This is a genomic window from Pseudomonas sp. NPDC089392 (assembly GCF_044749595.1).
In the GTDB taxonomy this organism is placed as follows: domain Bacteria; phylum Pseudomonadota; class Gammaproteobacteria; order Pseudomonadales; family Pseudomonadaceae; genus Aquipseudomonas.
The window spans coordinates 13611-40198 of record NZ_JBIVIF010000036.1 but is presented as its reverse complement, the minus strand read 5'-3'; the positions used below and the strand labels follow the sequence as shown (position 1 = coordinate 40198).

25 protein-coding genes are annotated in these 26588 nt (G+C 64.0%); 13 read left to right on the top strand and 12 right to left on the bottom strand.

The annotated features are described in order from the left end of the window. Entirely contained in the window at positions 1 to 1176 is a 1176-nt protein-coding gene (gene nhaA, locus ACIP1G_RS24425) for a Na+/H+ antiporter NhaA (protein ID WP_400741511.1), read from the top strand. A gap of 70 nt (positions 1177 to 1246) precedes the next feature. Here the strand turns inward: nhaA and ACIP1G_RS24420 are convergent, their stop codons facing one another. Further along, a complete protein-coding gene (locus tag ACIP1G_RS24420; RefSeq protein WP_400741509.1) occupies positions 1247 to 1711 on the bottom strand; it encodes a glycine zipper 2TM domain-containing protein in 465 nt (154 codons plus the stop codon). A gap of 147 nt (positions 1712 to 1858) precedes the next feature. Here ACIP1G_RS24420 and ACIP1G_RS24415 point away from each other — a divergent pair, with 147 nt between their 5' ends. After that, positions 1859 to 2092 carry a hypothetical protein gene (locus ACIP1G_RS24415; RefSeq protein ID WP_400741507.1) on the top strand — a complete coding sequence of 78 codons (234 nt, stop codon included), beginning with the start codon at positions 1859 to 1861 and terminating at the stop codon, positions 2090 to 2092. 40 nt (positions 2093 to 2132) lie between these two features. On the opposite strand, the gene pdxH is transcribed toward ACIP1G_RS24415, so the two are convergent. From pdxH to dinG, 5 genes are all read right to left on the bottom strand, one after another. Beyond that, positions 2133 to 2780: a pyridoxamine 5'-phosphate oxidase gene (gene pdxH, locus ACIP1G_RS24410; protein WP_400741505.1), complete on the bottom strand. Its 648-nt coding sequence runs from the start codon at positions 2778 to 2780 to the stop codon at positions 2133 to 2135. An 18-nt stretch (positions 2781 to 2798) separates the two neighbouring features. Beyond that, the gene (locus ACIP1G_RS24405; protein WP_400741503.1) at positions 2799 to 3770 is read right to left on the bottom strand and encodes an OmpA family protein; all 972 of its coding nucleotides are present in this window, start codon (positions 3768 to 3770) and stop codon (positions 2799 to 2801) included. Positions 3771 to 3869: 99 nt separating this feature from the next. After that, positions 3870 to 5015 carry a serine hydrolase domain-containing protein gene (locus tag ACIP1G_RS24400; RefSeq protein ID WP_400741501.1) on the bottom strand — a complete coding sequence of 382 codons (1146 nt, stop codon included), beginning with the start codon at positions 5013 to 5015 and terminating at the stop codon, positions 3870 to 3872. A gap of 281 nt (positions 5016 to 5296) precedes the next feature. Then, positions 5297 to 7531, bottom strand: coding sequence for a beta-agarase (locus ACIP1G_RS24395; RefSeq protein ID WP_400741498.1), 2235 nt, complete (start codon positions 7529 to 7531; stop codon positions 5297 to 5299). Between the two features lie 81 nt (positions 7532 to 7612). After that, entirely contained in the window at positions 7613 to 9757 is a 2145-nt protein-coding gene (gene dinG / locus ACIP1G_RS24390) for an ATP-dependent DNA helicase DinG (RefSeq protein WP_400741496.1), read from the bottom strand. 98 nt (positions 9758 to 9855) lie between these two features. Between dinG and ACIP1G_RS24385 the strand changes: the two genes are divergently transcribed. After that, on the top strand, positions 9856 to 10320 hold the full coding sequence (locus ACIP1G_RS24385; protein WP_400741494.1) for a CopD family protein: 465 nt from the start codon (positions 9856 to 9858) through the stop codon (positions 10318 to 10320). 118 nt (positions 10321 to 10438) lie between these two features. Here the strand turns inward: ACIP1G_RS24385 and ACIP1G_RS24380 are convergent, their stop codons facing one another. From ACIP1G_RS24380 to ACIP1G_RS24365, 4 genes are all read right to left on the bottom strand, one after another. Further along, complete coding sequence (locus ACIP1G_RS24380; RefSeq protein WP_400741491.1) at positions 10439 to 11197, bottom strand: collagen-like protein; 759 nt, start codon at positions 11195 to 11197, stop codon at positions 10439 to 10441. Further along, a complete protein-coding gene (locus tag ACIP1G_RS24375; RefSeq protein ID WP_400741489.1) occupies positions 11190 to 11465 on the bottom strand; it encodes a DUF1145 domain-containing protein in 276 nt (91 codons plus the stop codon). Before ACIP1G_RS24375 ends, ACIP1G_RS24380 begins: the two co-directional genes overlap by 8 nt. Before the next feature lie 97 nt (positions 11466 to 11562). Next, a complete protein-coding gene (locus ACIP1G_RS24370; protein WP_400741486.1) occupies positions 11563 to 12282 on the bottom strand; it encodes an OmpA family protein in 720 nt (239 codons plus the stop codon). Positions 12283 to 12372: 90 nt separating this feature from the next. Further along, complete coding sequence (locus ACIP1G_RS24365) at positions 12373 to 13065, bottom strand: OmpA family protein (protein ID WP_400741483.1); 693 nt, start codon at positions 13063 to 13065, stop codon at positions 12373 to 12375. 159 nt (positions 13066 to 13224) lie between these two features. On the opposite strand from ACIP1G_RS24365, the gene ACIP1G_RS24360 reads away from it, so the two are divergent. The 4 genes from ACIP1G_RS24360 to ACIP1G_RS24345 are packed head-to-tail and all read left to right on the top strand — an operon-like array spanning position 13225 to position 14888. After that, a complete protein-coding gene (locus ACIP1G_RS24360) occupies positions 13225 to 13719 on the top strand; it encodes a DUF6231 family protein (RefSeq protein WP_400741481.1) in 495 nt (164 codons plus the stop codon). Between the two features lie 2 nt (positions 13720 to 13721). Then, positions 13722 to 14198: a YchJ family protein gene (locus ACIP1G_RS24355; RefSeq protein WP_400741478.1), complete on the top strand. Its 477-nt coding sequence runs from the start codon at positions 13722 to 13724 to the stop codon at positions 14196 to 14198. Between the two features lie 2 nt (positions 14199 to 14200). Further along, entirely contained in the window at positions 14201 to 14677 is a 477-nt protein-coding gene (locus ACIP1G_RS24350; protein ID WP_400741475.1) for an LEA type 2 family protein, read from the top strand. Between the two features lie 7 nt (positions 14678 to 14684). Continuing rightward, on the top strand, positions 14685 to 14888 hold the full coding sequence (locus ACIP1G_RS24345; RefSeq protein WP_400741472.1) for an SEC-C metal-binding domain-containing protein: 204 nt from the start codon (positions 14685 to 14687) through the stop codon (positions 14886 to 14888). A gap of 65 nt (positions 14889 to 14953) precedes the next feature. On the opposite strand, the gene ACIP1G_RS24340 is transcribed toward ACIP1G_RS24345, so the two are convergent. Beyond that, positions 14954 to 16150: an MFS transporter gene (locus ACIP1G_RS24340; RefSeq protein ID WP_400741470.1), complete on the bottom strand. Its 1197-nt coding sequence runs from the start codon at positions 16148 to 16150 to the stop codon at positions 14954 to 14956. Positions 16151 to 16304: 154 nt separating this feature from the next. Between ACIP1G_RS24340 and ACIP1G_RS24335 the strand changes: the two genes are divergently transcribed. Together ACIP1G_RS24335 and ACIP1G_RS24330 are read left to right on the top strand one after the other, a co-directional pair. After that, a complete protein-coding gene (locus ACIP1G_RS24335; protein WP_400741468.1) occupies positions 16305 to 17645 on the top strand; it encodes a PLP-dependent aminotransferase family protein in 1341 nt (446 codons plus the stop codon). Positions 17646 to 18957: 1312 nt separating this feature from the next. After that, positions 18958 to 21399 carry a penicillin acylase family protein gene (locus tag ACIP1G_RS24330; RefSeq protein WP_400741465.1) on the top strand — a complete coding sequence of 814 codons (2442 nt, stop codon included), beginning with the start codon at positions 18958 to 18960 and terminating at the stop codon, positions 21397 to 21399. A gap of 44 nt (positions 21400 to 21443) precedes the next feature. On the opposite strand, the gene ACIP1G_RS24325 is transcribed toward ACIP1G_RS24330, so the two are convergent. Next, positions 21444 to 21869, bottom strand: coding sequence for a type II toxin-antitoxin system HicB family antitoxin (locus tag ACIP1G_RS24325; protein ID WP_400741462.1), 426 nt, complete (start codon positions 21867 to 21869; stop codon positions 21444 to 21446). Positions 21870 to 22153: 284 nt separating this feature from the next. On the opposite strand from ACIP1G_RS24325, the gene ACIP1G_RS24320 reads away from it, so the two are divergent. From ACIP1G_RS24320 to ACIP1G_RS24305, 4 genes are all read left to right on the top strand, one after another. Further along, entirely contained in the window at positions 22154 to 22495 is a 342-nt protein-coding gene (locus ACIP1G_RS24320) for a hypothetical protein (protein ID WP_400741460.1), read from the top strand. 98 nt (positions 22496 to 22593) lie between these two features. Next, positions 22594 to 23610 carry a ligase-associated DNA damage response exonuclease gene (locus tag ACIP1G_RS24315; RefSeq protein ID WP_400741457.1) on the top strand — a complete coding sequence of 339 codons (1017 nt, stop codon included), beginning with the start codon at positions 22594 to 22596 and terminating at the stop codon, positions 23608 to 23610. Further along, complete coding sequence (locus ACIP1G_RS24310) at positions 23607 to 25265, top strand: ATP-dependent DNA ligase (RefSeq protein WP_400741456.1); 1659 nt, start codon at positions 23607 to 23609, stop codon at positions 25263 to 25265. Before ACIP1G_RS24315 ends, ACIP1G_RS24310 begins: the two co-directional genes overlap by 4 nt. A 207-nt stretch (positions 25266 to 25472) precedes the next feature. Then, positions 25473 to 26588: a succinylglutamate desuccinylase/aspartoacylase family protein gene (locus tag ACIP1G_RS24305; RefSeq protein WP_400741453.1), complete on the top strand. Its 1116-nt coding sequence runs from the start codon at positions 25473 to 25475 to the stop codon at positions 26586 to 26588.

The window sequence follows — 26588 nt, the reverse complement described above, 5'->3', positions numbered from 1 at the left end:
GTGCGTAGCCTGTTTACCCGTTTCTTCCAGCTCGAAGCCGCCAGCGGCCTGCTGCTAATCGCCGCCGCCGTATTGGCGCTGGTCATCAACAACTCGCCACTGTCCTACCTGTACAGCGGCCTGCTCGACGTTCCCGTCGCCGTTCAGGTCGGCGCACTGAACATCGCCAAGCCCTTGCTGCTGTGGATCAACGACGGCCTGATGGCGCTGTTCTTCCTGCTCATCGGCCTGGAGGTCAAGCGCGAGGTGGTCGACGGCCACCTGTCCAAGCCTTCGCAGATCGTGCTGCCTGCCACGGCCGCTATTGGCGGCATGGTGGTACCGGCGTTGATCTACTGGTTCATCAACCGTGACGACCCTGCCGCCGTGGCTGGCTGGGCGATCCCCACCGCCACCGACATTGCCTTCGCCCTCGGTGTACTGGCCCTGCTGGGCAAACGCGTGCCGGTGTCGCTGAAGCTGTTCCTGATGACCCTGGCGATCATCGACGATCTGGGCGCGATCATCGTCATCGCCCTGTTCTACTCCGGCACCCTGTCGAGCGTGTCGCTGCTGCTGGCCGCGGCCTGCCTGGTGGTGCTGGTGGCCATGAACCGGCTTGGCGTGGTCAAGCTTGGGCCCTACATGGTCATTGGCCTGATCCTGTGGGTCTGCGTGCTCAAGAGTGGCGTGCATGCCACCCTGGCCGGTGTCGCCCTGGCGCTGTGCATTCCGCTACGTACACGCAATGCCGAGACTTCGCCATTGCTGTCCCTCGAACACGCCCTGCACCCCTGGGTTGCCTATGCCATCCTGCCGCTGTTCGCCTTCGCCAATGCTGGCGTGTCGCTGGCCGGCATGACCGTAGAAAGCTTCACCCACCCGGTACCCATGGGCATCGCGGTCGGCCTGCTACTGGGCAAGACTGTGGGTGTTTTCGGCCTTACCTGGATAGCGGTCAAGCTTCGCCTGGCCGCGCTACCGGCAGGTGCCGGCTGGGGGCAGCTGCTGGGGGTGGCGATACTGTGCGGCATCGGTTTCACCATGAGCCTGTTCGTTGGCTCGCTCGCCTTTGTACCGGGTAGCAGTGATTACGCTGGCATGGACCGCATGGGCATTCTGACCGGCTCGTTTTTCGCCGCAGTAATCGGCTATGCCGTCACCGCCATGGCCAGCCGTAAACCCAGTGTTGGTTGAATGGGCTGACGAATGAAAAAAACCCCGACTGGCAGTAGCCATGTCGGGGTTTTGTTTTGTTGCAGTACGGTCAGTGCGCGACGCGACTGGTACCGTCGACGGTCATGATGCGCACACGGTCGCCAATGCGGAAGATCTCGTTCTCCTGCACGGCCTGCACATAGGCGCGCATGCTGCCATCATCTTCACGTACAGTGATTTCGACGCCCTGGGTACGGGTCAGGCCTTCTTCGGCAGCAGAACCGGCCAAGCCACCGGCAACGGCACCGATCACTGCCGCAACGATGCTGCCACGGCCACCGCCTACGGCGCTGCCGGCAACGCCGCCAACAACGGCACCAGCACCACCACCGATCGGGGTCTTGGTGCCTTCGATCTTGACCGGGCGCAACGATTCGATGGTGCCCATGCGCACGGTTTGCACGCGGCGGGCCTCATCACGGGAGTAGCTGTCGCCGGTCAGGCTCGAGGCACAGCCCCCCAGCAACAGCGACATGGTGGTAAAGGTCGCCACCAGCAAAGCGGATTTACGCATGGGTAAAGTCTCCATAAGTCAGGTGCTCATTAGACGCTGCGCGTTGACGGCTGTCACGGTGCAGACGTAATAAAATTGTTTTCATTCAGCCTGGGTACAGCCCCTACGGCTGTGTCGAAGGGCTTTCAGATCAGACCAAGGATAACCATGGATTACTTCATCGTCGTGGTCACCACCGTTGCAGGGCTGTATTTCCACTGGTGGTTGTACGTGCGCATGCGCCGCTGGATGGACCGTGACCTGGCGTTATCGATGGCGGGGGCTGACCTGGGGAAGCGCGAATACATGCTGCAGAGGTTGGAGCAGGCGCGGGTGGAGAAAGTAAAGCGTAAGGACTTGGCGGGGTGGCTGGAGCGCGAGGCGGCGGGGTATACGGGGTAGCCAGATAGATTGCTGGGGCCGCGTTGCGGCCCCAAAAATCTCAGGGCGCCAGCCGCTCCCGCAGCCATTGCCCATCCACCAGCCGATAGTTCAAGCGGTCATGCAACCGGCTAGCCCGCCCCTGCCAGAACTCGATCCGTTCAGGCAGCAACCGATACCCACCCCAATGCTCCGGGCAATGCGGCTGGGTGTCGGAGAAACGCGCCTCGGTGGCCTTGACCAGGCCCTCCAGCTCCTCACGCCCGGTAATCACCCGGCTCTGCGGCGAAGCCCAAGCCCCCAGGCGGCTGCCCAGCGGGCGCACCTGGTAATAAGCGTCCGATTCCTGCGCCGTGACCTTTTCCACCCGCCCTTCGATACGCACCTGGCGCTCCAGCGCTGGCCAGAAGAAGGTCATGGCCGCAAACGGGTTGGCCTGCAGTTGCTGGCCCTTGGCGCTGTCATAATTGGTGAAGAAGGTAAAACCCTGCTCATCGAGCCCCTTCAGCAACAATACACGGCAATGTGGGCGGCCTTCGCCGTCCACGGTGGCCAAGGTCATGGCGTTGGCTTCCACCGGAACCTGCTCGGTTTTCACCGCATCGGCAAACCATTGGTGGAACAAGGCGAACGGCTCCCCCGGGGCCTGGGCTTCAGCCAGGCCATCACGGGTGTAGTCGCGGCGCATATCGGCCAGAGTTTGGGTCATTGCTGCGTTCCTTGACGATCAGTTGGTCTTCGCAGGGCTGTTGGCAGCTACTTTCTTGTCAGTGGTAGCTTTTTTGGCGGCAGGCTTGGCTGGCGCGGCCTTTTTCTTGGCTGTGGTCTTGGCAGGTGCCTTGGCCTTGGCCGCAGGTTTCTTCGCTGCTGCCTTGGCAGCCGGCTTGCTGTCGGCGGCCTTGGCGGCAGGCGCCTTGGCATCCTGCACCGCTACCATCGGCGCACGCGCCGGAGCAACTTGCTGGTACTTGGCCAGCAGTGCGACCATGGTGCTCTGCGGGGTCAGCAGCATTTCCACACGGCGGTTCAGGGCACGGCCCTCGGCACTGTCGTTGGCAGCGCGCGGCATTTCCGAGCCCATGCCTTTGAGGGTCAGGCGGTCACGCTGCAGGCCGCTGAGGCGGAAGATGGCCGACACCGAAGCAGCGCGCTCCAGGCTGAGCTTCTGGTTGGCAGTAGCAACACCGCTGCTGTCGGCATGGCCCAGTACCAGTACGGCAGTCTTGGGGTCACCTTCAACGGTCTTGGCCACACGAGTGATCGGTCCGAGGGTCATTGGCAGCAGCATGTTGGGGCGGTCAGGGTTGTACGAGCTGTCCGCCGGAATGGTCACTGCCAGCACGTTGTCGCGACGCTCCAGTTCCAGCTTGCTGTCCTTGATCGCTTCGCGCAGCTTGGGTTCGTACTCGTCCAGCCAGGCCTGGGTGGCCTTCTGGTCGATCTTCGGCACGACCGGCCCCTTGGCTTGCTTGTCGTCACCGCCAAACGGCCACCACCAGTGACTGGCGCTTTCAGGCTTGGCTTCGGCCTTGGCCACTTTTTCGGTTACGGCTGCCTTCACTTCTTGTTCGGCAACCTTGTCCGAACCGAAAGGCCACCAGCTTGAGCTGCCTTCCTTGGAGCCTCCCGAGTTGTGGCTGGCGCAACCGGTAACGGCGGTCAGGCACAGGGCGAGTGCTAAGGTTTTATGTGAAGACATCAGCGATACACCATGAAATAGAAATAAATTTTGCCAACACCCTTTCAGATGTTGACAGTCAGAATAATCAAAGGGGTGAGGCAATACCGCTTTACCCGATCAAAGGCAACTGCCAAGAACACGTACCAGCTTCTGGGCGCGCGGGTCCATCAAAACATACGGGCCCAGGGTATTGACCACAAAACCGAAGGCCACATCGTGCTCCGGATCGGCAAAACCGACGGAGCCACCGGCACCGGGGTGTCCGAAGGCGCGAGCACCGAGGCCAAAGGTGGCATTGGCCACATCGGGCTGGTCGAGCATGCAGCCAAGGCCGAAACGGGTCTGGGTAAGCAGGGTACGGTCCTGGCCGAGGCTGTGCTCACGGGTCAGCTCGTCGAGCAGTTCGGATTCCAGCAGGCTGCCGTCCAGCAACCCGGCATAGAAGCCGGCCAGGCTGCGTGCATTGCCATGGCCATTGGCCGCCGGCTGTTGCATACGCCGCCACTCCGGCTTGTTGGTGCTGGTCAGGATCGCTGGCGGGTTGGTAAAGGCACGGGTCGACAGTGCCTCGGGCTCGCGCATGGTCACCTGCAGCAAGCGCTGCGCAGCAGCATCCCCAGGGTTACCCTTGCCGCGAGCGATATGCGCCACGCGATGGAACTCTTCGTCTGCCAGGCCGACATGGAAGTCCAGCCCCAACGGGCGGGCGGTGCGGGCCACAATCGAATCGCCGGGGCCACGGCCGTCGGCACGGCGGATCAGTTCGCCGATCAGCCAGCCATAGGTGATGGCGGCATAGCCGTGCTCGCTACCGGGTGTCCACCACGGCGTTTCGGCCGCCAAGGCATCGACCATGGCCTGCCAGTCATACAGGGCTTCGGCCGGCAGCAGCTCGCGGATGGCCGGCAGCCCGGCACGGTGGCTGAGCAGCTGGCGCAGGGTGATCGACTGTTTACCTGCTTGGGCGAACTCGGGCCAGTAGTTGGCCACCGGGGCGTCGAGGGCCAGCTTGCCCTCGCCGACCAGCTGCAGCGCGGTAACGGCGGTGAAGGTCTTGGTGCAGGAGAACAGGTTGGCGATGGTATCGCTGTGCCAGGCCTGCTGGCCGTCCTTGTCGGCACTGCCGGCCCACAGGTCGACGACGGTTTCGCCACCCACCTGGATGCACAGCGCCGCGCCACGCTCCTGGGGATCATCGAACAGCGCGGCGAAGGCTTCGCGCACGGCTTCGAACTTCAGCTCATAGTGACCCTGGATCTGCACCCGCTGCTCTCCGTACGACCATGTTCAAAAAGGTGTGCATTGTTTCAGTAGTTTGGCGTTTTGCAAACTGGCTTGAGCTGGGTGGTGGCCAATTTCCGAAAGCTGGCGCGATCCCCTGTGGGAGCGGGTTCATCGAGGCGTCGAACCGCCGCGAAAGGGCCGACACAGGCAACCGGGGGTCCGTGCTCGCCCCGGGCAACTTGTCGGCCTTGTGTGAGGGCTGCTGGCCTCTTCGCGGGTGAACCCGCTCCTACAAAAAGAACAGACCGCGTCGGCCTGTGCTAAGGCGCTGGTTTTTCCAGCTCGGTGCGCAGCTGGGCCATGGTTTGCAGGTTGCTCTTGCGCACAGCATCGACAAACCCCGGGTACGGCATATCGGTGATCGCCACCAGCCCAAGGTGACCGTTCTCGCCATCGAGCAGGCGACCGCTGGCCGGCTGGTCGAGGTACTGGAACCAGTGCGCGCCAATGATCATCGGTTGCGCCAGGGCTGCCTTGAGGAAGTTGCCGTAGGCCGGGCCGCGGTCTTCTTCCCGCGCCACTTCCAGCGGCCCCGGCCAGAACGGCCCGCGATCGCGTGAGCCGAACTGGAACTCGGACACCAGCACCGGCTTGTCCAGCTCGGCCAGGCGTGCGAAGTCGTAGCCGTCCTGCGGTTTGAGGGTATAGAAGTTGAAGCTGAGGACATCACAGAATTCGGCGCAGGCCTTGACCGCCTCTGGCGTACTGGCAGCATAACGGCCGCCGAGCAGCAGGTGATTGGGCGCATGCCACTGCAACGAATCGGCAATGGTCTTGAAGTAGGTCTCGGCAAAGACTTGCTGGAAGTACTGGTAGTCGCGCTCGATTTCCGGGTGTTCCGGGTTGGGCAACGGCGCTTCGAAGCCCGGGTCTTCCATCAGCTCCCATGCCGTCAGTTCGATGCCCCAGGCCTTGGACAGCCCTTCCTGGTTGCGGTACTTGTCGCGCAACTGCTTGAGGAAGGCGCGCTTGGCCGGTACATCGGTAGTCAGGCGCAAGGTGCCGTAGGCCAGGCCGTAACGGGCCTTGGGCTCGCTACCGGGGGCGGCCCAGGCCAGCTCGTTGTCGGCAAAATAGCCAATCAGCCAGGGGTCGTCACGGTGGTCGCGGGCGGCAATTGCCACCGCGCGTTCGGTGGCCATGGCAAAACGCGGGTCGAACGGGTCGGGCATGCGGCCCCACCAGTCCATGCCGGTGCTGATGCTGGCGTAATCACCCACGATCGACAGCGGCAAGGTATACGGCATGCGCCTGGCCTGGCCCAGGGCCGGCTCGCTCCAGTTACCGACCGTATTGAAGCCCCAGGCCTGCAGGCGGTCGAGCGCGTGCGCCTGCCAGCGGGCGGCGTCCAGCACCAGTGGTGGGCAGCTTGGCGGTTGCCCCTCCACCTCAGGCGGGCAAGGTTTGCCATAGGTGCGCTGCACGTTGGCCGCATAGAAGTCGAACCAGCGCCCCTGCTTGAAGTTGCGCCCTTGCGATGAGGGGTTGCCGTCGTCGTTGTTGCCCTCACCATAGAACGCGGACAGTGCATCGCCTTCGCCCGGCAAGGCCTTGAACATGCCCTCCCGCCCGGCGATGTAGGTACGCCCGCCATCGGCAGCCACGGCATTGACACCCAGGGAATAGAACGGGTGCCCGTCCGGTGTTACCAGGTACCAACGGCCATCGCGCTTTTCGGTGCGGAAGAAACCCTTGGCCTCGAACGCCGGGCCGGCCAGCAGGCCGCCGTAAGCGTCCAGTTGCTGCTTGCCGCGCTCCGCCAGCCAGCCCTTGAGCTGTTGCTGTTCACGTACATCGGCCGCCTTGAGCTGCTCGTCACTGGCTACCTTCTCTGGCCAATGGCCGCGGGTGGACTGGCCATAGGCATCGATCAGCTCGTGGTAGGCCGCCTTGTAGGCCTGATCGTCATCCTGGATGCCCACCCGCTCGATCAGCAGGTTCTGCGCTACCTTGGGGTTGGGAATACTCAGGCTGACCGAAGCCACCTGCTTGAGGTCGACCACCCCGGCGGTGCTGGTAAACAGCAGGCGCTGGCCGCCGTAGCTCCAGGGCATGGGCGGGCCGGCACGCATGCCCTGGCTCAGCGGCGAGCTGGCCGACAGCGGGATCATCACGGTTTGTGCAGGGCCGGCCGGCAGGTCGATGCGGCTGGTCAGAGTGCGGCCATCACTGCCCTGCACCGTAACATCCACGGTCAGTGCCCAGTCCATGGCACTTTGCAAGCGCAAGGTCAGGAACTGCCCGCTAGACCAGTCCCACGTTCCGCCTTGCGGGCTCAGGCGCAGGGTCGGCCGCTGGGCTGGGTTGAACACCACGCGCCGCAACACCTCGCCCTCGGCCGTTTGCTCCGCGTTGTACTGCGGCATGCCGGCATTTTCGGTCGCCACATTGACCACCGAGGCCGGGCGCACGAAGCTGAACAGCGTCTGCTGCCCAGCCAGCAAGGGCGAGCTGAACAACAGGGCGAAAACGGCGGGCAAGGCGCGGCGGACCATAAGGCTGGGGCTCTCCTTCAGGGCCGTCATGGCCCACGACTGAGTAATGGACAACGCGCCGGAGCTAGCGTGCTCCGGCGGTCAGGAAATCTCCCGCCGGAACGGCGGCAGCGCATTGAGGATAGCCTTGCCGTAGCGCTGGGTGACCAGGCGCCGGTCAAGCAAGGTGATGACGCCGCGATCCTGCTCGGTGCGCAGCAGGCGGCCGCAGGCCTGGATCAGCTTCAGCGAGGCGTCTGGCACGGCAATTTCCATGAACGGGTTGCCGCCGCGGGCCTCGATCCACTCCGACAACGCGGCCTCGACCGGGTCGTCGGGCACGGAAAAAGGGATTTTGGCGATGACGACGTGCTCGCAGTACGCACCCGGCAAGTCGACACCTTCGGCAAAGCTGGCCAGGCCGAACAATACGCTGTGCTGGCCATCGTCGACCCGCGCCTTGTGCTTGTTCAGGGTTTCCTGCTTGGACAGGTTGCCCTGGATCAGCACCAGCTTGCGCCAGTCACGGTCCAGGCCGTCGAACACGTCCTGCATCTGCTTGCGCGAGGAGAACAGCACCAGCGCGCCGCGGGCATCTTCGACGATATTCGGCAGCTCGCGGATGATTGCCGCGGTGTGCGCCGCCGCATCACGTGGGTCGGCCTTGAGGTCGGGGACCCGCAGCAGGCCGGCATCGCCATGCACGAACGGGCTGGGCACCACGCAGGTGACCGCATCACGCGGCAACCCCGAGCGCATGCGGAAGCGGTCGAACTTGCCCAGCGCGGTCAACGTCGCCGACGTCACCAGCGCACCGTGGGCAACGCTCCACAGGCTGCGGCGGAGCATTTCGGCTGCAAGGATTGGGCTGGCGTTGACCTCGATATCGAACAAAGCACCGCTCTCGGCCAGGGTCAGCCAGCGGGCCATGGGCGGGCTGTCTTCCGGGTCTTCGGCGGTAAAGGCCGTCCACAATTCCCAGTTGCCCTGGGCACGGGTGACCAGGCTGCCGAACAGCGGGTACCACTCCTCGGCCTGGTGGCTGGCGATACCGATGTTGACCTCGCCGTCCATGCCTTCCTTGAGCAGGTCGGCCAGGCGGGTGAACAGGTCGTTGAGGCGGGCAAAGCCTTTCTTCAGCTCGATGCCCACTTCGCGAATCTGCTCTGGCACCACGCCACCTTCAAAGCGGTAGCGCGGGCGCTCGCGCCCTTCGGTGTCCTCGCTGGGGCGGAAGTCGGCAACCTGTTCACACAGGGTGAACATGAACTGCTGCTGGGTACGCACTTCCCGCGCCAGCTCGGGCACCTGCTCGATGTACTTGCCCAGGTCACCGGGCAGCGGGTGCTGGGCCAGCAGCTTGGTCAGGTTCTTGGCGGTCTGTTCCAGCCAGTCGGCAGTCGAGCGCAGGCGCGAATAATGGGCGAAATGGCCAATGGCCTTGTCTGGCAGGTGGTGGCCTTCGTCGAACACGTACATGGTGTCGCGCGGGTCGGGCAACACCGCACCGCCGCCCAGGGCCAGGTCGGCCAGGACCATGTCGTGGTTGGTGACGATCACGTCGACCTTGCCCATGCCTTCACGCGCCTTGTAGAAGACGCATTGCTGGAAGTTCGGGCAGTGGCGGCCGGTGCACTGGCTGTGGTCGGTGGTCAGGCGCGCCCAGTCCTGGTCTTCCAGGGCTTCGGGCCAGCTGTCGCGGTCACCGTCCCAACGGTTGCCGGCAAGCTTCTCGACCATGCTGTTGAACAGCTTCTGGCTACGCTCGTCGACTTCGATGTGGAAGCCTTCTTCCTCGAACAGCTGGGCGGTGGCCGACTGGGCGTGACCCTCCTGCAGCAGGATGTCGAGCTTGGACAGGCACAGGTAGCGGCCACGGCCCTTGGCCAGGGCGAAGCTGAAGTTGAGCCCGCTGCTGCGCATCAGGTCGGGCAGGTCCTTGATGACGATCTGCTCCTGCAGGGCAACGGTCGCAGTGGCGATCACCAGGCGCTTGCCGGCGGCTTTGGCGGCCGGGATCGCGGCCAGCGCGTAGGCGACCGTCTTGCCGGTACCGGTGCCCGCCTCTACCGCGACCACGGCAGGCTCGCCGGCGCGGCGGCCTTCATCGTCGCAGGCGATGTCGCCAAGTACCTTGGCCACTTCGGCGATCATCAGGCGCTGGCCATAGCGCGGCTTGAGGCTCTTGGCTTCGAGAAAACGCGAGTAGGCGCCCTGGATGGTGGCTTTGAGTTCGTTGCTGATCATGGTCTGCAAGCGCCCGGAGGGCTGGATATATTTTCAGTGTTTCGCATGGGGCGGCTATCATACCCCGCTATTGCCCTTTGTGCCGCATGGAGATCCGGATGCTCGCCTTTGCCCTGCCCTACACACTGCATGTTCTGGCCGCCCTGGTATGGGTCGGCGGCATGTTCTTCGCCTGGCTGGTGCTGCGCCCGGCAACGGTTGCAGCCCTTGAGGGGCCTGCGCGGCTGCGCTTGTGGGTGGAAGTTTTCCGACGCTTCTTCGTCTGGGTCTGGCTGGCGGTGGCGATTTTGGCGATAAGTGGTATCGGCATGTTGCACATGCGCTTCAGCGGTTTCGAGACGGCGCCGAAGTACGTGCAGGTGATGATCGGCGGCGGGATCGCCATGTTTGCCTTATTTATGCGCATTCAGGCGTTGCTGCTGCCGGAACTGAAGGCGGCGGTACAGGCCGAGGACTGGCCGACGGGTGCGGCGGTGCTGGGGCGGATTCGGCGGATGGTCGGTATCAACCTGCTGCTGGGGCTGGCCGTGGTCGCGGTGGCCAGTTCGCGCTTGATGATCTGATGCTGCCTGCACCGGCCCTATCGCCGGCAAGCCAGCTCCCACAGGGACTGCACAGGGCTTGCGGCCGCTGCGGTCGGGGTGAGGGCTGGTTTGCCGGCAATAGGGCCAGCACAGGTTTTCACAGGCGCTGCAGGATCAACTCCCCCGCTGCCCCCGCCAAGCCAGGCTGACCCGGTTGCCCCGGCTGGCCATTGGCCCCTGCATCGGTGCGGTACACCAGGCAACCTTTGCTCGCCCCGCCCTTACCGGCCTTGCCTGCCGCTCCGGCCTTGCCCGGTGCACCGCCGTCCAGGCGTACCACGATGCGCTCATGCGGGAAGCCCTGCGGCAAGCTCAGGCGAATGCGCCCGCCCGGCGCGCCATCGTGCCCGTTGCCGCCGTCATCACCATTGGCGCCACGGCTGGCCTGGCCCCAGGCGCAGCCACCGGCCTGGCCGTTGGCACCATCGAGCCCCACGTAACCCGGGGCACCGGCGCCACCGCGGGCATCGATCGCCACCCGCTCGGCATCCACTTCTACCAGTTTCAGGTCCAGGCTGCGGCCCGAGCGGGCTGCCCGCTGGTAACTACCCGCCGCCCCGGTGGCGCTGAACTCACTGCCCTCAGCCAGCCGCACGCTACGTGCCTCGATCAGCAAAGGCTTATCAGAAGGTGCAACGGCGATACGCGCATCACGCCCCAGCTCCAGTTGGTCGACCTTCAATTCTGCAAGCGTGGCGGGCAGCATCAGGGTTGCCGCATCCGCGACACGCAAGTGCGTCAGATGCACGCTGGCGGAACTGTCGGGCAGGCGCACCATGGAATTACTGGCGACCTCCAGGCTTTCGGCCTGGGCCAGGGGAGCGGCCAACATGGCCAGCAACATCAGATTACGCATTTCGCGGCGCCTCCTGCGCACGGGGAATGGACATGATATGGAAAATGCCCGTCAACAGGATCTGCAAACGGTCGAACCAGCGGTGGCTGCGGCCACGCAAACTGCGGTTGAAGAACAGCACTTCAAGCAGGTGCAGGCCCAGCAAGGCGATGCCGGTGGCGTTGATCAGCAGATTGAAGGGCAAGGGTTGTGGCATCAACTGGTTGAACAACACCACCCCCCAGAAAACGACCGTCAGGACCTTGCCCAGGCCCAGGATGAACTTCATACCCGTCCCTTTTGATTGTTGTTATGTCGAGATGGCCCGTTCGAGCAGGCCGTGCGACCAACATTAACTGCAATGCCAAGGAAGGGGCCAGCACCGCTCAGTCAAGGTGCAGTTCCACGCGTCGGTTGCGGGTGCGGCCCTCTTCGCTTTCGTTGTCGGTAACCGGTTCACTTTCGCCGCGGCCCTGGCTGGTAACTTTGCCGGGCTCCAGTCCCTGGCTGATAAGGAACTCGGCGACACTGCTGGCCCGGCGTTCGGAAAGTGCCTGGTTATAGCTGTCGGAGCCGACATTGTCGGTATGCCCGACCACCCTGACCTTGGCCACAGTCGGCGCATTGAGTTTTTCTACCAGGCCTTGCAGGCGCTGCTGGGCGGCCGGGGTCAGCTCGGCGGAATCAAAGGCGAACATCACCGCGCCGTTGTCATCCAGGATGATCACCTCTGGCGCGCGTTCAGCTTCAGGGACAGGGGGCGCTGCCGGGTACTGCTTAAGCGGGCAGCCCATATGGTCGACCGGGGTGTTGGCAGGGGTATCGGGGCAGCGATCGCGGCGGTCGAAAATGCCGTCGCCATCTTCGTCACCATCCTGGGCGAAACAGATCAGGCCCCCGGCGACAGCGCCCAACGCGCCGCCAGCAGCGGCCCAGGTTGAACTTTCGATGGCGCCCAGGCCGCCACCTACCAGGCCGCCCAGCACACTGCAGATAGGCCATGTCCTTTGGTTGAGGGGCGCGCTGCCATCGCTGTGGGTGGCGCAGCCCGCGAGCAGGCTGGCGGCCACCAGCAGCGGCAGTGCCGCCTTCGACGTCACACTCATGCTGAATGCTCCTTGTGTCATTGGCCTCTAACGGCTTACCGGCAGAAAGGCACGCCCGCGCCACTGCTCAAGGCACGGGCGCATGCCGTTTTACCGCTGGATCTTGATCTCGGTACGGCGGTTCATGGAACGCCCTTCGGCCGTGGCATTGTCTGCCACCGGTTGGGTTTCACCCGCACCTACCACCGAAACGAAGCTGCTGCGCGGTACGCCACTCTCGATCAGGTATTCGGTCACCGAGTGGGCACGGCGTTCGGACAGTTTCTGGTTGTAACTGTCGGAGCCGACGCTGTCGGTATGGCCGCTGACGCTCAGGCGTGCAGAAGGTGCTTCCTGTTTCAGGCGTGTGGCAATGGTATTGAGGCGCTCTTTGTCACTGGCGGTCAGGCGCGCAGAATCAAATTCGAAGTGCACGTCGCGGATGACAATGACTTCTTCCTTCTGTACCACCACTTCCTCGACCACCGCAGCCGGTTGCGGCGGGCAGCCGTTGGCATCGACCTGAACACCGCGCGGGGTGCCCGGGCACTTGTCACGGCTGTCTGGCACGCCGTCGCCATCTTCGTCACCATCGCCATGGGCCCAGCAGTAGCCCGCCGCCAGGCCACCGCCCAGCAACGCGCCCCAGCCAGCCCAGGTGGAACTCTCGATGGCGCCCAGGGCAGCGCCGCCTACACCCCCGACGGCGGCACACTTCGGCCAGTCGGTTTTTTGCAAACCTGCACAACCAGTCAACACACTGGTGAGCAGTACCAGGGGTAACGCTGTGCGTACTATGCTCATTTCATTGCTTCTCCAAGGGGGGATCGGCATAAGGCCGATCAATGGCAGTAAAGACCGCACATTCCATCCCTGCCAGCTATAAGCCACGACGTGGTCACATGCCTCTTTGCCCACACGCTGCGGCCCGCTAGTCTTGGACGACTTGAACGAGGAATGGCAATGACCGAAGGTTTTTCCCAACGCACCCCGCAGCAGGCCCTGGCGGCCCTGCTAGAGCGCTTCACCCCGCAACGCCTGCTGCTGGTGGGCACGCGTTTCCCTGCGCTGGACGCCTTTGTCCAGGCGCACCCGCAGGTGACGATCGCCACTGCCGCCCCTGGCCCGCTGCCAGCCGAACTGGCAGCCCAGCGCTTTGATCTGGCAGTACTGGTGGACTGCCTGGAACACCTGCCCAAGCGCACTGGCCTGGAACTGCTCGGCGGCATTCGCAACCTCAATGCCAGCCGGGTTGCAGTGCTGGCCGACCTGGCCGCGAGCGGTTGGCAAGACACCGACTTTTTTGCCCTGGCACTGTCGGCCAGCGAGAGATTTCGCCGTGACCAGCAGGTTTTGAGCCTGTTCACCTATGATCTACATGACTACAAGCAGGTCCCGGACTGGCTCAACGCCAAGTTCTGGGCCAACCCTCAAAACTTCGGCAAGTACTGGTGGTGATGATGAGTGTCTCGGTCTGCCCTTGTGGCAGTGGCAACCTGCTCGACGCCTGCTGCGGGCACTACCATGCCGGCACCCCGGCACCGGATGCCCAGACGCTGATGCGCTCACGCTACAGTGCCTATGTGCTGGGCCTGGTCGACTACCTGGTAGCCACCACCCTGCCGGCCCAGCAAACGGGCCTGGACCGCGACGCCATGGCTTCCTGGAGCGCCCAGAGCACCTGGCTGGGCCTGGAGGTGGAAAGCGCAGAAGTGCTGGGCGGCCAACCCGAACACGGGTTTGTCACCTTCACCGCCCGTTGGCACGATCAGGAGGGCGACCACCAGCACCGCGAACGCTCGGCGTTCGTCCAGCATGCCGGGCGCTGGTACTTCATCGACCCCACGGTAGGGCTGAAGGCCGGGCGCAACGACCCCTGCCCCTGCGCCAGCGGGCAGAAGTTCAAGAAATGCTGCGCCAGTTACGTGGGTAGCTGAGCATGACCGCCCGCGCTGGCCTGCTGTTGCTCTGCACCCTGATGGCGCTGCTGGCAGGCTGTGCCAGCTGGGGCGGTGACGATTGGCGCGAACCCGAGGTACACCTGGTCGAGGTCGAGACGGTCAAGGCCAGGTTGCTGGAGCAGGAGTTCGTGTTGCACCTGCGGGTAGACAACCCCAATGACAGCCGCCTGTTCATCCGCAACCTGTCGTATGCGATACGCCTCAACGACCTGCTGCTGGTACAGGATGAAACCAGTGTATGGCGCAGCGTGGGCGGGCATGCCCGGCGTACCTTCAAGATCACCGCGCGGACCAACCTGTGGCAGCACCTCAAGCCACTGGCCAAGCTGCTGAGAAGCGAGCAACCGCTGCATTACACCCTGCAGGGCGAGCTGGCGACCGGGTTGCTGTTCCATCGGGACCTGCACTTGTCGCGCAGTGGTGAGATAATCCCCGGCGATCTCAAACCGGAGTAACCCTGCAATGTCCCAACAACCCCACGTTCATGGCCCTGACTGCAACCACGATCATGATCATGACCACCACCACGATCACGGCCATGTACACGGCCCGCACTGCAACCACGGCCACCAGGAGCCGGTACGCAACGCCCTGAAGGACGTTGGCCGTAACGACCCGTGCCCGTGCGGCAGCCAGAAAAAGTTCAAGAAGTGCCACGGCGCCTGACCTGAACAGCGCTTGCGCAGCCCCACACAGGGCCTCGCTGTGAGCCGCAGGCGGGGCCACCTCAGCTAGTTGGCCCCAGCAGGCCCGGTTACCTTGCGCTGCAACAGCCCGGCGGTAGCCAGCAACAGCACGAAGCACAGGGCCATGCAAATGGCATTGGTGCCGTCCCAGCCAACCGTACCCAGCAGCAGTGATGGGCTGAACGCACCCACCGTGGCAAAAACCGCAATGGCCAGATCGTTCTTGCCCTGCATCTGCATCGCTGCCGGGCTGTTTTGCAGCGCTTGCGCCAACAGCGCCCCGCCCCCTACGTAAGTCAGGTTCCAGCCAAGGCCAAGGGCTATCAGCGACAGAGTCATCATCGCGTAGCTGTGCGACCACATGTTCATCGCCGTGCAACAGATCAACAGGCCCAGGCCTGCGCAGATGGTGGTTCTGACCCCGAGTTTGTGAATGATGGCACCGGTAAAGAACGACGGCGCAAACATGGCAATCACATGCCACTGGATTGCCAGGCGCACATCGGAAAAGTCCTCATGCATGTGCTTCATGTGCATCGACGCCTGAATCATCAGCAAATTCATGATGCCGTAGCCCAGCGCGGCAACCGCCATGGCCACGACCACCACCGGGCTCAGCGGCTCCGAGGTCGCGTCGGCGGGCTTTGCCGCACGTTCATGGCCGGCCCTTACGGCATCGCTGGGCAGGCAGGCAGCTATCAGCAAGGACATCACCGCCAGGCCGACAAACGCGGCGTAACACAGCGAAAACAGCGGATACCCGCCCAGGTCGCGCAGCCACTCGGTAAGGGCTGGCCCGACAACGGCGGCGATCACCCCGCCAGCCACCACCAGGGACAGCGCCTTGGGTTTCAGGCTTTGGGCCAGGTTGTCGGTGGCCGCAAAGCGGTTGAAGTTGGCGAACGCAATATAGATGCCCAATGCCGAATGGCTGATGACCAGGGTCGGGAAGTTCTGGTACTGCACGGCCAGGTAGCCCGTGACACCCGATACGGCCAAGGGTATGGAGCCCAGCATGAACGCGTGTTTGCGACCAATACGGCTCATAAGCCTGGAGACCGGATAGGTGGTCAGCATCAGGCAGAGGAACTGGAAACCATACGGCACCGTGGACCATGTGGCGGCAGGCGCCAGTGCCGCCCCGACGATCGCCGCCATGGTCACCGACATCACGGCAGTGGTCAGGTTGATCGACTGCGCAGTGAAATACAGATACGTGCGCCGCGGAAGTGTGCTGGTCATGGCGTGTGCTCACGGTAGGTGGATGGGCCGTTCTTGGCATCGCGATGAGTGCGATAGGTGCATGGTCGCATCTGCCGTGGCCTGGGGCGCGAACAGTCGACGCGCTTTCCGCTTAACTGTTAGGCTGTTTTTTCTAACAGCTGCTGGACCTGCCATGCGCCCGCAAAGCCTTCATGAACAGTTGAAACAGCGCCTCGAAGCCGGCGAGTGGCTACCCGGGCAGCGCATGCCGTCGATCCGCAAGCTGACAGCTGCGGTCGGCTGCAGTTATCACGACGTTGTCTCCAGCTACGCCCGGCTGGTCAGTGAAGGCGTATTGACGGCCGTCCCCGGTCGCGGCTATTTCGTTGCTGGCCACTCCCGGCAGGCAAGCCCGGTGGATGCCCCCAACGCAATGGCCGGCGACCCGCTGTTCAAGCTGCTGCAGGGTGGCCAGCAGTACACCAAACTGGGCAGCGGCTGGCTGCCACCCGCCTGGCGTGACACCGAGCTACTGACCAAGGCGATTCGGCGCACGGCGCGGCTGGAGCAGAGTTCGCTGGCGGAATATGGCGATATCCAGGGTTACCTGCCCATGCGCAAGCAGTTGTGCGTGCACCTGAAACGCCTGACCCGTGTCGATGCCCGGCCGCAGCAATTGCTGACCACGCTGGGCGCCACGCAAGCACTGGACCTGGTGGCGCGGTTGCTGATCAAGCCAGGCGATCACGTGTTCGTCGACGAGCCCGGCAATGGCAACCTGATCAAGCTGATCCAGTTGGCCGGCGGCCATGTGGTCGGGGTCCGCCGCGGCCAGGACGGGCCGGACGTGGAGGACATGAAAAACTACCTGGCCAAACACAAGGTCAGGGCGTTCTTCTGCAACAGCACGTTCCACAACCCGACCGGCGGCAACCTGAGCCCACACAATGCCTTCAGTGTCTTGCGCCTGGCGGTGGAGCATGACTTCTTCGTGGTCGAAGATGATGTATACGGCGACTTCAGCCCAGGCGTGCGCCAGACTTTTGCCGAACTGGACAACCTTGAGCGGGTCATCTACATCGGCAGCTTCTCCAAATGCCTGTCTGCGTCGTTGCGGGTGGGCTACATCGCCTGCTCGGCAGCGCTGATCGAACCGCTGATACGCCTGAAGTTGCTGACCTGCGTGGCCGTCCCGGCGTTTTGCGAACGCTTCGTCAACACCATCTTGTCCGACGGCACCTATGCCCGGCACATGAATGACGTGCAGCAGCGCCTGATCCGCCAGCAGGCGCAATCCCAGCGTTTGTTGCTGGAGCGTGGCTGGCAGTTCGATATAACGCCGCAAGGTGGCATGTTCCTGTGGGTATACCACCCCGACCTGGCAGACCTGCAACCTTTCATGCACAAGCTGGAGCAACACAAAGTGCTATTGATGCCGGGTTCGGCGTTCGCGGTCAGCCGTAACTACCAACGTTTTGCGCGCATCAATTGCACGCACTTTTCCGACACCGTGGCTGAGCATTTCAGGGTTTGAGTGCCTGCCTTGAGTTTAGAGGTGGTGCGTAAATCGAGCGCCGCCCGCGCGGCGCATCGCGAGCGAAGCTCGCGCCATTGATCGGTGCTGCAGACACCTCGGTGGTACGGCGCAGGCCGTTGTAGGAGCGGGTTCACCCGCGAAGAGGCCGGGCCTGCGGGCCAATATCCCTGGCCATTTACCGTCGCAGCCGCCACCGCATTCGCGGCGGTTCGACGCCTCGATGAACCCGCTCCTACATTGATCGGGGGTGCATACACACATCTGAGGTTCGGCACAGGCCGTCGTAGGAGCGGGTTCACCCGCGAAGAGGCCGGGCCTGCGGGCCAATATCCCTGGCCATTTACCGTCGCAGCCGCCACCGCATTCGCGGGTGAACCCGCTCCTACATTGATCGGTGGTGGACACACCTCGGTGGCTCGGCACAGACCGTCGTAGGAGCGGGTTCACCCGCGAAGAGGCCGGGCCTGCTGGCCAGTATCCCTGGCCATTCACCGTTGCACCCGCCACTGCATTCGCGGCGGTTCGACGCCTCGATGAGCCCGCTCCTACATTGATCGGGGGTGCATACACACATCTGAGGCTCGGCACAGGCCGTCGTAGGAGCGGGTTCACCCGCGAAGAGGCCGGGCCTGCTGGCCAATATCCCTGGCCTTTTACCGTCGCAGCCACCACCGCATTCGCGGCGGTTCGACGCCTCGATGAACCCGCTCCTACATTGATCGGGGGTGCATACACACATCGGTGGCTCGGCACAGGCCGTCGTAGGAGCGGGTTCACCCGCGAAGAGGCCGGGCCTGCGGGCCAGTATCCCTGGCCATTCATCGCCACAGCCGCCAGCGCATTCGCTGGGGATAGGTGGCTGCGATTGGCTTGTCGGGGAGGTGGAGTTAGGGCATCCAGGTGCATGGCGGGGGATTTGAGGTGATGCACAGATCGAGCGCCGCCCGCGCGGCGCTTCGCGGGACAAGCCCGCTCCCACTGTCTGTTTCGGGCCAGTCACTTCTGTGAGGTCACCGCTGTCCGCCTTGTTTGTACCCTTCGATATCGAAGGGGGCGCAGTCGCTCTACATCAATCTCCAGCCATACACCCAGGGTGCGCGCGCCTCTGGCCCAGGAGACATTGGCCCGAAACAGATGTGGGAGCGGCCTTGTGCCGCGAAGCGCCGCGCGGGCGGCGCTCGATCTCAAAGGCACCACACGCCCAACGCCAAGCTCAAAAAATAAAGCGCCGAGGGACCTTGCATGGCGCCTGCGTGCTTACTACCTTAGCGCCTTTCCACACTCGCCTCGCCTTGCAGGAGCCCTTGTCATGGCCGCCCCCGCCTTTCCTCCCTTCCGCCCGCGGTTCGCAACCGCTGCCACGCTGCTCGGCATGCTCGGGCTGGCCGGCTGCCAGACGGGCGGCTACCAGGACAGCGTGCCACCGACCAGCGGCGTGCAGCCGCTCAAGGGCCTGGCACAGAACGTTTCGGTACGGCGTAACGCCATGGGTGCACCGCTGATCGAAAGCAGCAGTTTCCATGACGCGCTGTTCAGCCTGGGCTATGTGCATGCCGGTGACCGCATCGAGCAGATGCTCGCCATGCGCCTGCTTGCCCAGGGCCGCCTGGCCGAACTGGCCGGCAGCGAAGCGCTGGACATCGACCGCCTGATGCGTGCCGCCAACCTCAAGCAGAGCGCCGCCCAGCAGTACGCGGACGCATCGCCAAGGCTCAAGCGCTTCTTCGAGGTGTATGCACGTGGGGTCAACGCCTACCTGTTCCGCTACCGCGACAAGCTGCCCGCTGGCCTGGCCAACAGTGGCTACCGCCCCGAATACTGGAAGCCTGAAGACTCGGCGCTGATCTTCAGCCTGTATGCCTTCAGCCAGTCGGTAAACCTGCAAGAGGAGCTGAGCGCCCTGACCCTGGCGCAGAAAGCCGGTAGCGACAAGCTGGCCTGGCTGCTACCCGGCGCCCCGGACGAACCGCTGGCCGAAAGCGAAGTGGACAAGCTCAAGGGCCTGAACCTGGCCAGCCAGTTGCCGGGGCTGCCCGCCCTGGCAGCTGCCAGCCAGAAGCTGGCTGACCTTGACCTGCTCGGCAGCCCAGGCTCGGCCAACCTGGCCCTCGGCCCGCAACGCAGCCGCAGCGGCAAGAGCCTGTTGGCCAGCGACAGCCGCGCCGCCTGGGCGCTGAGCCCGGTGCAAATCCACACCGGCAAGTACCAGGTCGCCGGCCTGTCGCTGCCCGGCCTGCCGATTGTGCTGGCCGGCTATAACGGCAAGCTGGCCTGGAGCAGCAGCGCGGTCATGGCCGACAACCAGGACCTGTACCTGGAGCAACTGCGTCGTCAGGGGAACCAACTGAGTTATCTGGCCGATGGTAAATGGCTGCCGGCCCGCGCCCGTAGCGAAACCTTCTTTGTCCGTGGCCAGCGGCCGCTGCGCGAAGTGATGTACGACACCCGCCATGGCACCCTGCTGGCCCAGCCAGACAGCGCCAGCCTGGGCCTGGCGCTGAACCTGCCGCAGTTCAAGGATGACCGCAGCCTGGATGCGCTGTTCAATCTGACCCGGGCCAGCAACGTGGAGCGGGCGTTCGACAGCACGCGTGAAGTGACTGCCGCTGCCCTGAACTTCGTGTTCGCCGAACCCGAGCATATTGGCTGGCAAGTCAGTGGCCGCTACCCAAATCGCCGCGAAGGCCAGGGCCTGCTGCCTTCGCCGGGCTGGGACGGGCGCTATGACTGGGACGGCTATGCCGACCCGATGCTGCACCCCTACGACCAGGACCCACCCGCCGGCTGGATCGGCCATGCCAACCAGCGCAGCCTGCCACGCGGCTATGGCATGCAGCTGTCCAGCACCTGGTATTACCCCGAGCGCGCCGAGCGCCTGGCCCAGCTGGCCGGCAATGGCCGCCACGACAGCCGCAGCATGATGGCCCTGCAGAACGATCAGGTCACCCTGCTGGCCGACAAGCTCAAGCAGATGTTCGACGCACCCGGCATGGCCCAGCCGCTCAAACAGGCGATTGATGCCCTGCCCGCGGCACAGCGCGACAAGGCCCGCGATGCACTGACCCGGCTCAAGGCCTTTGATGGCCGCCTGAGCCCGGTGTCGGCGGATGCCGCACTGTACGAGCTGTTCCTTCAGGAAGTGGCACGGCAGACCTTCCTCGATGACCTGGTCCCGGAGTCCGGCCCGGCCTGGCAGGCGTTCGTCAGCAATGCGCGGTTGTCGTTCTCGGCGCAGGCCGATCACCTGTTAGGGCGCGACGACAGCCCGTTCTGGGATGACCGCAGCACCCCGCAGAAGGAAGACAAGCCAGCCATTCTCGCCCGCAGCCTGGCGGGCGCAGTGGATGCCGGCACCGCACAACTGGGGGCAGACCGCCGCGCCTGGCAGTGGGGCAAGCTGCACCAGTACCGCTGGCCGGCACCGGCCTACCATGGCCTGGGCGATGCCATCAGCCGTTCGCCGCTGGCCGCAGGCGGCGACTTCACTACCCAGGCCCTGACGCCGTACGCCTGGGGCAGCGACTTCGACACCCGCCTGCCAGCCTCGGCACGGATGATCGTCGACTTCGGCCAGGCCGAACCGTTGCAGGTGCTGACCAGCAGCGGTCAGTCCGGCAACCCGGCCAGCGCGCATTACAGCGACGGGCTGGATGCCTGGTTCAAAGGGCGCTTCATGAGCCTGCCGCTGCAGCAGCAGAACTTTGGGCGGGCGTATGGCAACCAGCGTTTGACCTTGGTGCCCGGCAAGTAACCCTGTCAGCCTGAGCCGCCACCCGTGGCGGCTCAGGCTTTGCACTAAACAGCTACAACTGAAAGCTCGATCCGCTGCCCCAACACATGCAGCGCATACTCGACCTGTTCGATCTTGGAGCGGTGCAACAAGTCGACCAGGCGATCGACCTGGGGGCGATTCACTCCTAGTCGGCGCGCCATCTCGGTCTTGCTGACTTTTTGTGCCACCATGGTGTTCCACAACGCCGCCTTCGCTGCCGTCAGGGCTGGCAGGCGTACGACGGGTTGACCTGCTGTTGCAATTGCAGGGAGCGGGATAGCCTGCTTTTGATCCACATAGAACGAAAGCGCGGACTCCAAGGCATCCACGGCATCGAACAATGCCTCCTCCGGCGTATCACCAGCGCAGGCCATCTCAGGCACATCGGGACAACTCACCCAGGCATTGCCCTCTTCTTGATGAACGACGACCGGATACTCGAAAATCATCACGTGTCCCTCTAAATAAACCTTGAAATGACTGTCCTTGGCAGCACACAGTTAACCGCAAATGGAGTTTCGGCATTTCTGAACAGCGCGTAGTCCATTTCACTTGCGACAACGAACGCCCATACCATGGACCTGGTCATCGCCCCCCCCCGAAGCCTGGTACTGCCCGCTCGGTCGCTAACGAATCGTTTCCAACTTACGACCGACCGCCCAGCTCTCTAGCATCCTCGGCGCCGCACTGTTCACGACAAGTACGGCACCTTTCCATCAAGAGGATGATAACCATGGCTACAGAAACCCTGAAAATCGAAATTTCCTGGCCCGATACCCTCGAAGTTCCAGCTGGCGCTACCGTTAATGCGCAACTTTGGGTAGGTACCGAAATCGCCGACTACCGGATGATCACCGACGGTGATGCCTGCGCCCCTGCCGGCACTTCGCCGGCAACCTTGGAAATCACTTATGACGCCGAGGATCTGCTGCCAGACAATGCTGAAACTGTCTGGGATTACCTCCATATTGCCCCCTACCTGATGCATGACGGCAAACGCCTGAACATCGCCCGGGTTGCCAAGGTCGGCATCGAGGAAGCGAGGCTGTCAGGCTGGAAGATTGCAATTTCCTGATGCAGACCAGGCAGCCCTTGCGAGGGCTGCCTCACACTTCGAACTTCCCGCAGCCGGCAACACTCTGAGCTAGCAAGCCCCTTCCCAGACGTTGCGCCATGGACCTCGTCATCGCCCGCCCCGAAGGCCTGTACTGCCCGCCCGGTGATTTCTATATCGACCCGTGGCGGCCCGTGGACCGCGCCGTGATCACCCATGGCCACGGCGACCATGCACGTACCGGCAATGGCCATTACCTGACCGCCAGCCCCGGCGCTGGCATCCTGCGCAGCCGCCTGGGCCAGGACATCAATTTGCAGACTCTGCCTTACGGCGAACGCCTGCTGCACCATGGCGTAACCTTGAGCCTGCACCCGGCCGGGCATGTGCTGGGCTCGGCGCAGGTGCGCCTGGAGTACCAGGGTGAAGTGTGGGTCGCCTCCGGTGATTACAAAGTCGAGCCCGATGGCACCTGCACACCTTTCGAACCGGTGCCCTGCCACACGTTCATCACCGAATCGACCTTCGGCCTGCCGATCTACCGCTGGCCCAGCCAGGCAGAGATCTTTGCCGGTATCAATGCCTGGTGGCGTGCAAACTGCGTACAGGGCAAGGCCAGCGTGTTGTTCTGCTACGCCTTCGGCAAGGCCCAGCGGATTCTGCATGGGCTGGACGCCAGCATCGGGCCGATCCTTGTGCACGGCGCCGTCGAGCCGCTCAACCGGGTGTACCGCGACGCCGGTATCCAGCTGCCAGAAACCCGCTATGCCGGCGATATCCCACGCAACGACCCGCTGCTGCGTCAGGCACTGGTGCTGGCCCCGCCGTCGGCCGGCGGCAGCAGCTGGATGCGCCGTTTCGGCGACTACAGCGATGCCTTCGCCAGCGGCTGGATGCTGCTGCGCGGCACCCGCCGGCGGCGCGGCGTGGACCGAGGCTTCGTGCTTTCCGACCATGCCGACTGGCCCGGCCTGCTCTGGGCCATCGGCCAGACCGGTGCCGAACGGGTGATGGTCACTCATGGTTCGGTCAACGTCTTGGTGCGCTACCTCAACGAACAAGGCCTGGATGCCCGCGCCTTCGTCACCGAGTATGGCGAGGAAGACGACGTACCGAATGCCGAGCCGGCGCCATGAAAGCCTTCGCCACGTTGTACATGCGCCTGGATGCGACCACCTCCAGCAACGCCAAGCTCGACGCACTGCGAGATTACTTCGCCACGGCCCCTGCCGAAGATGCCGCCTGGGCGGTGTACTTTTTGGCCGGCGGGCGCCCGCGCCAGCTGGTGCCCACGCGTCTTTTGCGCGAACTGGCCACGGCCCTGGCCGGCCTGCCGGACTGGCTGTTCGAAGAAAGCTATCAGGCCGTGGGCGACCTGGCCGAGACCATTTCGCTGCTGCTGCCGCTACACGCCGATGGCAGCGAAGAAGGCCTGGCTATCTGGGTGGAACAGCACTTGCTGCCCTTGCGCGGGCTACCGCCTGAACAGATCCAGCAGCACCTGCAGCCGCTCTGGGCGCAGCTGGAGCGCCCCAGCCTGATGCTGTGCCTGAAGCTGATCACGGGTAGTTTTCGCGTGGGCGTGTCCAAACTGCTGGTGACCCGGGCCCTGGCGCAACTGGCCGGGCTAGATGTCAAACGCGTGGCCCAGCGCCTGGTCGGCTACACCGACATCGGCCATCGCCCCACGGCAGCCAGTTACCAGAAGCTGATCGCCGCCGAGTCCGCCGATGAACACAGCCAGCGTGGCGGCCAGCCCTACCCATTCTTCCTGGCCCACCCGCTGCAAATTCCCACCGATCAATTCGATACCCTGCTCGGACCGCCAAGCGATTGGCAAATCGAGTGGAAGTGGGACGGCATTCGCGCCCAGGTGGTCAAGCGCGAGGGCCAGCTGTGGGTCTGGTCGCGCGGCGAAGAACTGGTGACCGACCGCTTCCCCGAACTGCACAGCCTGGCGCAGACGCTGCCCGATGGCGTGGTGCTGGACGGTGAGATTCTGGTCTGGAAGCCAGGTGGTACAGGCGCTGAACTGGCGGTGCAGCCTTTTGCCGTGTTGCAGCAGCGCATTGGGCGCAAAACGCTGGGCAAGAAGCTGCTGAACGATGCTCCAGTGGTGCTGCAGGCCTATGACCTGTTGGAGTGGCGAGGCGAGGACTGGCGCAACCGACCACAGCATGAACGCCGTCGCCAACTGGAACGCCTGGTGGTTGAGTGCCCACTGGCGCCTGTGCTGTTGTCGCCGCTGCTGGAAGGCCCCGGCTGGGACGACCTTGCCCGCCAGCGCGAGCAGTCGCGCAGCCTGGGGGTCGAAGGCCTGATGCTCAAGCAGCGCGAGGCCCTGTACGGCGTGGGGCGTACCAAGGACATGGGCACTTGGTGGAAGTGGAAAATCGACCCGTTCAGCGTCGATGCCGTGCTGATCTATGCCCAGCGCGGCCACGGCCGCCGGGCAAGCCTGTACAGCGATTACACCTTCGCCGTGTGGGATACACCGGCCGGCACGCCGGGGCGGGCGCTGGTGCCGTTTGCCAAGGCCTATTCAGGGCTCAGTGACGAAGAAATGCGCAAGGTCGACGCCATCATCCGCAAAACCACGGTGGACACCTTTGGCCCGGTGCGCAGCGTAACGCCAACACTGGTGTTCGAGCTGGGCTTTGAAGGCATCGCGCTGTCCCGGCGCCACAAGAGCGGTATTGCCGTGCGCTTTCCGCGCATGCTGCGCTGGCGGCTGGACAAGCCGGTGGAAGAGGCGGATGACCTGGCGAGCTTGCAGGCATTGCTGGCCTGAGAAGAATTTGCGACCGGGTTGGCTTCTTCGCGGGTAAACCCGCACACAGGTGATACACACTAGCTGTCTGTGGGAGCGGGTTCACCCGCGAAGAAGCCAACCCGGTGCTCAGGGCAACACCGATGGAGGCGCAAGGCCAAAAACTGTGCTTCTATCTGTGTGCCGACCCGTGTCGCAGACCGTTTTCGCCACGCAGCCAGGACCAACATGCACCATTCAACCCACGACCTGCTCTCCCCCGTTCCGGGCATCACCCGCCAGTTGCACAGCTTCCACTTCGGCCCCCGTGGTGGCGGCAAGGTTTATATCCAGGCCTCACTGCACGCCGACGAACTGCCGGGCATGCTGGTAGCCTGGCACCTCAAGCGCCGCCTGGCGGAACTGGAACAGCAGGGCCGGCTGCAGCGCGAGATCATCCTGGTGCCGGTGGCCAACCCGGTGGGCCTGGAGCAAGTGCTGCTGGATGCGCCACTGGGGCGCTTCGAACTGCAAAGCGGTGAAAACTTCAACCGCAACTTCGTCGATTTGTCGGACAGCATCGGCGACCAGGTCGAAGAACACCTGAACCAGGACCCGGCGCACAACATTGCGCTGATCCGCGAATACCTGCGCCGTGGGCTGGACGCGCACCCTGCGCGCACACCGCTGCAGGCCCAGCGCCTGATCCTCCAGCGCCTGGCGTGCGATGCCGACATGGTGCTGGACCTGCACTGCGATTTCGAGGCGGTCGAGCACCTGTACACCACACCAGACGCCTGGCCGCAAATCGAGCCGCTGGCCCGCTACCTGGGCGCCCAGGCCAGCCTGCTGGCCACCGACTCGGGCGGGCAGTCATTCGATGAGTGCTTCAGCCTGGTCTGGTGGCAGTTGCAGCAACGCTTCGGCAAGCGCTTCCCGGTCCCGCTGGGCTGCTGTTCGGTGACGGTCGAGCTACGTGGCCAGGCGGATGTCAGCCATGACCTGGCCAGCAAGGACTGCCAGGCGATACTCGACTTCCTCACCCACGCGGGTGTTATCGAGGGCTCCAGCGCCGCCATGCCCGCCTTGCTCTGCCCTGCCACGCCACTGGCTGCCGTGGAACCCGTGGCGACACCACTGGGCGGCTTGCTGGTGTATCACGCCAAACCGGGCCAGCACCTGGAGGCCGGCCAGTTGATCGCCGAAGTCATCGACCCGCTCAGCGACCGCGTGACTGCGGTACACAACAGCCAGCCTGGCCTGCTGTATGCGCGCAGCGTACGGCGCATGGCCACCGCCGGCATGGTCATCGCCCATGTCGCCGGCGAGCAGGTGTGTCGCAGCGGTTACCTGCTGGCCAACTGA

Bases quoted from the DNA above. Each gene is read 5' to 3' on its own strand.
- ACIP1G_RS24420 (WP_400741509.1), bottom strand. From the start codon at position 1,711: ATGCGTAAATCCGCTTTGCTGGTGGCGACCTTTACCACCATGTCGCTG.
- ACIP1G_RS24415 (WP_400741507.1), top strand. From the start codon at position 1,859: ATGGATTACTTCATCGTCGTGGTCACCACCGTTGCAGGGCTGTATTTC.
- pdxH (WP_400741505.1), bottom strand. From the start codon at position 2,780: ATGACCCAAACTCTGGCCGATATGCGCCGCGACTACACCCGTGATGGC.
- ACIP1G_RS24405 (WP_400741503.1), bottom strand. From the start codon at position 3,770: ATGTCTTCACATAAAACCTTAGCACTCGCCCTGTGCCTGACCGCCGTT.
- ACIP1G_RS24395 (WP_400741498.1), bottom strand. From the start codon at position 7,531: ATGGTCCGCCGCGCCTTGCCCGCCGTTTTCGCCCTGTTGTTCAGCTCG.
- dinG (WP_400741496.1), bottom strand. From the start codon at position 9,757: ATGATCAGCAACGAACTCAAAGCCACCATCCAGGGCGCCTACTCGCGT.
- ACIP1G_RS24385 (WP_400741494.1), top strand. From the start codon at position 9,856: ATGCTCGCCTTTGCCCTGCCCTACACACTGCATGTTCTGGCCGCCCTG.
- ACIP1G_RS24380 (WP_400741491.1), bottom strand. From the start codon at position 11,197: ATGCGTAATCTGATGTTGCTGGCCATGTTGGCCGCTCCCCTGGCCCAG.
- ACIP1G_RS24375 (WP_400741489.1), bottom strand. From the start codon at position 11,465: ATGAAGTTCATCCTGGGCCTGGGCAAGGTCCTGACGGTCGTTTTCTGG.
- ACIP1G_RS24370 (WP_400741486.1), bottom strand. From the start codon at position 12,282: ATGAGTGTGACGTCGAAGGCGGCACTGCCGCTGCTGGTGGCCGCCAGC.
- ACIP1G_RS24365 (WP_400741483.1), bottom strand. From the start codon at position 13,065: ATGAGCATAGTACGCACAGCGTTACCCCTGGTACTGCTCACCAGTGTG.
- ACIP1G_RS24360 (WP_400741481.1), top strand. From the start codon at position 13,225: ATGACCGAAGGTTTTTCCCAACGCACCCCGCAGCAGGCCCTGGCGGCC.
- ACIP1G_RS24355 (WP_400741478.1), top strand. From the start codon at position 13,722: ATGAGTGTCTCGGTCTGCCCTTGTGGCAGTGGCAACCTGCTCGACGCC.
- ACIP1G_RS24350 (WP_400741475.1), top strand. From the start codon at position 14,201: ATGACCGCCCGCGCTGGCCTGCTGTTGCTCTGCACCCTGATGGCGCTG.
- ACIP1G_RS24345 (WP_400741472.1), top strand. From the start codon at position 14,685: ATGTCCCAACAACCCCACGTTCATGGCCCTGACTGCAACCACGATCAT.
- ACIP1G_RS24340 (WP_400741470.1), bottom strand. From the start codon at position 16,150: ATGACCAGCACACTTCCGCGGCGCACGTATCTGTATTTCACTGCGCAG.
- ACIP1G_RS24335 (WP_400741468.1), top strand. From the start codon at position 16,305: ATGCGCCCGCAAAGCCTTCATGAACAGTTGAAACAGCGCCTCGAAGCC.
- ACIP1G_RS24330 (WP_400741465.1), top strand. From the start codon at position 18,958: ATGGCCGCCCCCGCCTTTCCTCCCTTCCGCCCGCGGTTCGCAACCGCT.
- ACIP1G_RS24325 (WP_400741462.1), bottom strand. From the start codon at position 21,869: ATGATTTTCGAGTATCCGGTCGTCGTTCATCAAGAAGAGGGCAATGCC.
- ACIP1G_RS24320 (WP_400741460.1), top strand. From the start codon at position 22,154: ATGGCTACAGAAACCCTGAAAATCGAAATTTCCTGGCCCGATACCCTC.
- ACIP1G_RS24315 (WP_400741457.1), top strand. From the start codon at position 22,594: ATGGACCTCGTCATCGCCCGCCCCGAAGGCCTGTACTGCCCGCCCGGT.
- ACIP1G_RS24310 (WP_400741456.1), top strand. From the start codon at position 23,607: ATGAAAGCCTTCGCCACGTTGTACATGCGCCTGGATGCGACCACCTCC.
- ACIP1G_RS24305 (WP_400741453.1), top strand. From the start codon at position 25,473: ATGCACCATTCAACCCACGACCTGCTCTCCCCCGTTCCGGGCATCACC.